Annotated in this window: 8 protein-coding genes; 2 read left to right on the top strand and 6 right to left on the bottom strand. The window is 66.6% G+C overall.

Features of this window, described 5'->3' with window-relative positions:
• The coding region (locus Q1W68_RS13695; RefSeq protein ID WP_300716948.1) for a hypothetical protein at positions 1-194 on the top strand (194 nt) is incomplete at its 5' end.
• A gap of 87 nt (positions 195-281) precedes the next feature.
• Here Q1W68_RS13695 and Q1W68_RS13690 read toward each other — a convergent pair.
• On the bottom strand, positions 282-2150 hold the full coding sequence (locus Q1W68_RS13690) for an ABC transporter ATP-binding protein/permease (protein ID WP_300716947.1): 1869 nt from the start codon (positions 2148-2150) through the stop codon (positions 282-284).
• 34 nt (positions 2151-2184) lie between these two features.
• On the opposite strand from Q1W68_RS13690, the gene Q1W68_RS13685 reads away from it, so the two are divergent.
• The gene (locus Q1W68_RS13685; RefSeq protein WP_300660084.1) at positions 2185-2625 is read left to right on the top strand and encodes an acyl-CoA thioesterase; all 441 of its coding nucleotides are present in this window, start codon (positions 2185-2187) and stop codon (positions 2623-2625) included.
• 7 nt (positions 2626-2632) lie between these two features.
• Here Q1W68_RS13685 and Q1W68_RS13680 read toward each other — a convergent pair whose 3' ends face one another.
• From Q1W68_RS13680 to Q1W68_RS13660, 5 genes are read right to left on the bottom strand one after another with little or no spacing between them, the layout of a single operon-like run.
• The gene (locus tag Q1W68_RS13680) at positions 2633-3373 is read right to left on the bottom strand and encodes a type 1 glutamine amidotransferase (RefSeq protein WP_300654428.1); all 741 of its coding nucleotides are present in this window, start codon (positions 3371-3373) and stop codon (positions 2633-2635) included.
• A 21-nt stretch (positions 3374-3394) separates the two neighbouring features.
• Positions 3395-3826, bottom strand: a complete 432-nt coding sequence (locus tag Q1W68_RS13675) for a nuclear transport factor 2 family protein (RefSeq protein ID WP_300654431.1) — start codon at positions 3824-3826, stop codon at positions 3395-3397.
• Complete coding sequence (locus Q1W68_RS13670) at positions 3813-4610, bottom strand: crotonase/enoyl-CoA hydratase family protein (protein ID WP_300716946.1); 798 nt, start codon at positions 4608-4610, stop codon at positions 3813-3815. Before Q1W68_RS13670 ends, Q1W68_RS13675 begins: the two co-directional genes overlap by 14 nt.
• Positions 4611-4620: 10 nt before the next feature.
• Entirely contained in the window at positions 4621-5031 is a 411-nt protein-coding gene (locus Q1W68_RS13665) for a hypothetical protein (protein WP_300716945.1), read from the bottom strand.
• Entirely contained in the window at positions 5028-6413 is a 1386-nt protein-coding gene (locus Q1W68_RS13660) for an acyclic terpene utilization AtuA family protein (protein WP_300716944.1), read from the bottom strand. The genes Q1W68_RS13665 and Q1W68_RS13660 overlap by 4 nt, the downstream gene beginning before the upstream one ends.
• Positions 6414-6617: the final 204 nt, after the last annotated feature.

The raw sequence follows: 6617 nt of genomic DNA, 5'->3' as shown, positions 1-6617 counted from the left end.
GCATCGCCACCCGCCTGGGCATCACCGGCCAGGTGATGCACGCCATGGTGCCGCGCGTGGCGCAGATCGTGATGAACACCAGCTTTCGCATGTTCCCGGATTCGTCGGCGGCGAAGGGAGAGAAGGGGGCGAAGTCGCAACTGTCGGCGGAGGCTGTGGCCATGCAGCAGATGATGCGGGGGATCCACTTCTGATTTCTGTGCTGCTGCTGGATTGCTCCAGTTGCTGGCAGGGTCTCGGCCCGGCCAGCGGCCGGAGCAAACCAGCAACATCAAGAGAACTCAGTCAGCCCCACTCTGCTGCAAAGCCCACATCCCCGAATAAACCCCACCACTCGCCACCAGATCCGAATGCGTCCCCCGCTCGACGATCTCCCCGTTCACCAACACGAGAATTTCGTGAGCGTCCACCACCGTGGACAAGCGGTGCGCAATCACCAGCGTGGTCTTGTTGCGAGCCGCAGACTTCAGCTCCGCCTGAATGGCCCGTTCATTGGCCGAATCCAGCGCTGACGTCGCCTCGTCAAAGATCACGATGGGTGGGTTCTTCAGCAGGGTTCGGGCAATCGCCACACGCTGCTTCTCGCCGCCCGAGAGCTTCAAGCCGCGCTCGCCCACCATGGTGCGGTAGCCCAGCGGCAGCCGCTCGATGAAGCTGTGGATGTGCGCGGCCTGCGCGGCCTGCACCGCGGCGTCGTGCCCGGCCTCGGGGCGGCCGTAGAGGATGTTGTATTCGATGGTGTCGTTGAACAGCACCGTGTCCTGCGGCACGATGCCGATGGCCTGGCGCACGCTGGACTGGGTGACCTGCTTGATGTCCTGGTCGTTGATGGTGATGCGGCCGAAACCGTGCGGGCCTGCCTCGGCACCGTTCGATGCATTGGTCACGTCGTAGAAGCGATACAGAAGACGCGCCAGCGTGCTCTTGCCGGACCCTGAAGGACCCACCACCGCCACCGTCTTGCCGGACGGGATCTCGAAGCTGATGCCGTGCAGAATCTCGCGCGCCGGCTCGTACGAGAAACGCACGTTCTCGAACTTCACCGCGGGCGGGCCGTCCAGCACCAGCGGCTGGGCGTCGGGTGAATCCGCGATCTCGCGCTCTTTCTCCAGCAGCACAAACATCTTGTCCAGGTCGGTCAGGCTCTGCTTGATCTCGCGGTACAGCACGCCCAGGAAACCCAGCGGGATGTAGAGCTGGATCATGAAGGCGTTGACCATCACCAGATCGCCCAGCGTCATCTCGCCATTGACCACGCCCTGCGTCGCGCGGTAGAGCATGAGCACCAGCGCCACCGCAATCACCAGCTGCTGCCCGGTGTTGAGCATGGACAGCGTGGTCTGGCTCTTGATGCGTGCGCGGCGCAGTTTCTCCAGCGCCTCGTCGTAGCGGCGCCCTTCGAACGCTTCGTTGTTGAAGTACTTCACCGTCTCGTAGTTCAGCAGCGAGTCGATGGCGCGGGTCTGGCTGGTGGACTCCAGCTCGTTCATCTCGCGGCGGAACTTGGTGCGCCACTCGGTCACCACCACGGTGAACGTGATGTAGAGCACCAGCGCCACCAGCGTGATCCACACATAGCCCATGTCGAACTGGGTGCCCAGCAGCGTGAGCACCATGGCCACCTCGATCAGCGTGGGGATGATGCTGTAGAGCGAGTACGAAATGAGCGACTGCACGCCGCGCGTCCCGCGCTCGATGTCGCGCGTCATGCCGCCCGTCTGGCGCTCCAGATGGAAGCGCAGGCTCAGCGCGTGCAGGTGACCGAACACCTGCAGCGCGATGCTGCGCGTGGCGCCCTCGGTGGCCTTGGCAAACACCAGCTCGCGCAGCTCGGTGAACAGGCTGGTGCACAGGCGCAGGCCGCCATAGGCCAGCAGCAGGCCCAGCGGCACCACCAGCAGGGCCTCCACGCTGCCGGGCTTGATGCTCATGGCGTCGACCAGCTGCTTGAGCAGCAGCGGCACGCTCACGTTGGCCATCTTGGCTGCGACCATGAAGGCCAGCGCCAGCACCACGCGCACCTTGTATTGCCAGAGGTAGGGCAACAGGCGTTGGAGCGTGGCCCAGTCGGAGCGCTGGGGTTTGGCGCCCGGGGCGCCCGCGGTGGCGGGCAGGGCGACGGAGGCTTGGGAGGGGTTGTCTGGGCGCATGCGTGAGAATCGTGAGCAACTGGAGATTGTGACCATGACCGACAAAACAAGCCCGAATCCCGAAACCACCCTGCCCCACGACAGGGAACTGGTCTTGAAAGTCATTCCCATGCCGGCGGACTGCAACGCCAACGGCGACATCTTCGGCGGCTGGGTGATGGCCCAGGTCGACCTGGCCGGCGCCGTGCTGCCGGCGCGCTACGTGCGCGGGCGCATGGCCACGGTGGCGGTGAACCAGTTCATCTTCAAGCAGCCGGTGCGCGTGGGCGACATCCTGAGCTTCTTCGCGCACGTCACCCGCGTGGGCAACACGTCCATCACGGTGCAGGTGGAGGTGTTCGCCGAGCGTTTTTCGGCCCAGGGCCAGTACGTGAAGGTGACGGAAGCCAGCCTGACCTACGTGGCGATCGACATGGAGGGCCGGCCGCGGCCCATTCCGAAAGAGGGCCTGGACCTGCCGGGCGTGACCGGCTAAGGCCCGCTCACCCTGGCCAGCGCGAGCGCCACACCCGGTAAATGCGGTCGGCCATGGCTTTGCTGTCCGACTGGTGTCGCAGCGTCGCCGCGTTCATGGAGGCCGGGTCCTGCACGCTGTCGCGGTGCAGCAGCACGTTCACCGGGTAGGCCTCGCCGGGCTGTTCCAGCCAGTCCCCAATCTTGTCCGGCGTGATCTCGATGTGGAACTGCATGGCCAGGTGCTGGCGCAGCGCGAACGCCTGGTGCGGGCACACAGCGCTGGAGGCCAGCAGCTCGGCGCCCGGCGGGAGCACCACAAAACTGTCCTGATGCCATTGGTAGACCGTGGGCTGCAGCGAGTCGCCCAGCCATTCGCGCGCGGCCGCGCTGTCCTTGCGGTGGATGGACAGCCAACCCACCTCCGGCTGCGGCAGCCGCTCGACCCGGCCACCGAACGCGCGCGCCATGAGCTGGCCACCCAGGCAATGGCCGATGACGGGGATGCCGAGCGCATCGGCTTCCAGAATCAAGGTCTCGGCCTGGCGCAGCGTGGGGCGGTCGTCGTTGGCGCTCCAGGCGCCGCCCAGCACCGCCAGGCCCCGGTAGCCGCGCACCGAAGCCGGGTAGCTTTCGCCGGCCTCAGTGCAACGCACATGCCAGGTGATGCCCTGGGCATCGAGCCACTCGCCCAGGAACCCCGGGCCGTCTTCAACCAGGTGTTGCAGCACCAGCACGTCGGCCGGGGCAGAAAAATCGGTGGGTGTCATGTCCCCATCATAGGAAACCGATCAAGACGCTGCAGCCAGCACGGCCAGTGCATTCAACGGCGCGGGCATGGCCGAGGAATGGTGGTCGACGATGCGCCATGCGCCTGCGGTGCGGCGCCAGGTGAAGCTGAACCGCGCCGGCACCTCGCGTGCTTGTGGCGGTGGTGACAGCGCCAGCGTGTAGCGGCCGGTGCTCACCGCCACTTCGCCGAACACGCGGGGCAACACCTCCAGCAGCGCCATGCGGGGCACCGGCCGCAGCGCAAACACGGCGTCGAAATACGCGGCGATGCCCGGTGGCGTGGTGATGAGTTCGGCCGCGGTCGTGCCCCAGAGAATCGCTTGCGGTTCGTAGAGCGCGCAGATGGCGGCCCTGTCGCTGCGGTTGAACGCGTCGATCCACGCCTCGGTGGCGGTGCGCACCGAAGCCTCGTTGAGGTCAGAACTGTCCATGGCGTCCCTGTCCTGCGGCAAACCGTGTGGCACCGTCCAGCGCATCGGGGATGCGCGCCTTGCCGCGTTGCCACTCCTGCTGCAAGGCCTGGCCCAGCGGCAAGTCCCACTGGGCGTAGGCGCTCTCGCGGTCGGCCAGCATCGTGGCCTGCGGAAACGCTGCCAGCTGGCGCGCCAGGGCGATGGCGGCTTCGCGCGCCCGACCGCTGGGCACCAGGCGGTTGGCCAAACCCATCTGCAGGGCTTCGGCCGCCTCGACCTTGCGGCCGGTGAGGATGAGGTCCATGGCATGACCCATGCCGATCAGGCGCGGCAGCCGCACCGTGCCGCCGTCGATGAGGGGCACGCCGAAGCGGCGGCAGTACACACCGAAGTACGCGTCTTCTTCCATCACCCGCAGGTCGCACCAGAGCGCGAGCTCCATGCCGCCGGCCACGGCCGCGCCGCTCACCGCGGCAATCACCGGTTTGGACAGCCGAAGGCGCGACGGGCCCATGGGACCGAGGGCGCGAAGGTCGTCCGCCTCGAAGTCAAGATCGAGGCCACCGCTGTCACCCGATGCCGCCAGTTTTGCGCCGAACTGCAAATCCCACCCCGCGCAGAAATGGCCATGGGCGCCGTGAAAAACCGCCACCTTGGCGGTGGCGTCGTCTTCGAAGGCGAGGAAGGCGGCATGAAGAGCGCGCGCGGTGGCACTGTCCACCGCGTTGCGCACCTCCGGGCGGTCAAGGGTGACGATCCAGATGTCGTCGAGCTTCTCGGTGGTGACCGGATCTTTGTTCATCGAGCTGCCCTCACCCCAACTCTCTCCCGCCAGCGGGAGAGGGGGCAATGCCCCACCAACCCACGGGCGGCGTGTTCAAAGCCTCTTCCAGCTCGGTCTGGTCCACCTCGATCTCCATGCGCAACAACGCACCCGCCATGGACTTGCCCAGGTTGTCCAGCCGCAGGTTGCGCGCGCCACCTCCTTGCAACGCACCGCGCAACACGAACTTGAGCGCCAGGATGTTGGGCAGCGGCCAGGCGTCCACCTCCCCGGGCAGCCAGGGTGCAAAGTGCGCCCGCACGCGCTCGGCGGTGACCTCGCGTTCCAGCAGCCGGTAGCCGGCCGCGTTCCAGGCGAACAGGCCGAAGTCCACCCAGTCGGCCTTGTCGCCGCTGCGGGCGTGGGCGATGCGCACGAGCGGTATGGGGATCTTCGTCATGACAGCAGCTCCATGCCAACGCCCTGCTCCACCCCCGCGCGCGGAATCAGCGTGGGCCAGATGCCCAGCAGCTCGCTGGTGTTGTGCAGACCCGTGAAGCCACAGGTGTAGGCCGGGCCGCTCAGGCCGATCCAGGGAAACAGGCGGCCGAAGCCATCGGCCGCGGCCTTGTCTTGCGTGCGCAGCACCAGACGCGTCCAGATTTCGTTGCTCTGGTTCAGCGCGTCGGCTTTGGGCATCGGCGCCAGTGCGCCGTGGGCCGAGTTGAGTCCGGGGTATTCCACGTACAGCTCGTCATGCGGAATGCGTTTGTCTGTCAGCAGTGTGCGGATGGTGGCCTGCGCGGCCTGCGCCTTGTCCCAGGCATCGGGCCACGAAAAACCCCAGGTCACCTCGGCCTTGTAGCCGTCGCGGAAACCCGCCACCACCTTGAGCGTGTCGGTGGGCACCGTGCCCCGCGCACCCGTGAGGCGCACACGGTCATCCCCCTCGTCGAGCAGTTGGATGCCGCCCATGTCCAGCACCACATCGGGCGAAAAATAGGCGTGCGGGTTGTGCACCTCGTAGAGCAATTGCTGGCGCACGGTGTCGAAGTTGACGCGCCCGCCGGTGCCGGGCGCCTTGGTGATGAACGCGGTGCCGTCTTCATGCACCTCGGCGATGGGGTAGCCGATGTGGGCCAGATCGGGAATGGCCTGCCAGGCCCCCTGGCTGCCGAAGTTGCCACCGCTGCCCTGGCCCGAACACTCCAGCAGATGCCCCACGGTGAGGCCCTGGGCGAGGCGGTTGAGGTCTTGTTCGTCGGTGGCGCCACCCAGTTTCCAACCCAGGCTGTGCACCAGCGGACCGAGGAACAGGGCTGCATCCGCCACGCGCCCGGTGATCACGATGTCGGCGCCTGCGTCCAGCGCCTGCACGATGGGCCGGGCGCCGAGGTAGGCGTTGGCAAACACCAGCCGCTCGCGCACACCGGCCACGCTCGCCTGGGTGAAGAGGTGGTCAAAGCCGGTGTCCGCCTTTTGCAATTGCGGCAACACATCGTCGCCCGTGACCACCGCCACTTTGGCCTGCCAGCCCTTCGCCTTGAACGCCGCCAGCACCGCCTGCGCTGCGCCGCGCGGATTGAGTCCCCCCGCATTGCACACGAAGCGCACGCCGCGCTCGCGCATCAGCGGCCACAGTTTCAGCAGCATGGGCACCACATCGCGCGCATAGCCCAGCGCGGGATCGCGTTGCCGGTCTTTCTGCAGGATGGCCAGCGTGAGTTCGGCCAGGTGGTCGCTGGCAATGAACTGCACACCACCGCGTTCGATGCTCGCCGCCACAGGTTCCCAGTTGTCGCCGTAAAAGCCGAGACCGGCGCCGATGCGGACAGATTTCATGCATTCGAGTTTCATGTTGCCTCGGCGACTCTGGATGGGGGACAACCCCTAGCGGCAGTCCCGGGCAAGACAGCTATAAATCTTTCACATCGCGGACTCACCCTGCCACACCGTGCGCAGCGAGCACCCCGAAACGGCGCCGCCAGAACAACAGGAGACATGCGTGCAACTGCTGCAACTGCTCATCAGCGGTGCGGCCCAGGG

This window comes from Hydrogenophaga sp. (assembly GCF_030158645.1).
In the GTDB taxonomy this organism is placed as follows: domain Bacteria; phylum Pseudomonadota; class Gammaproteobacteria; order Burkholderiales; family Burkholderiaceae_C; genus Hydrogenophaga.
Note: the sequence above shows the minus strand (reverse complement) of the source record. Positions and strands in the feature narration are given on the sequence as shown.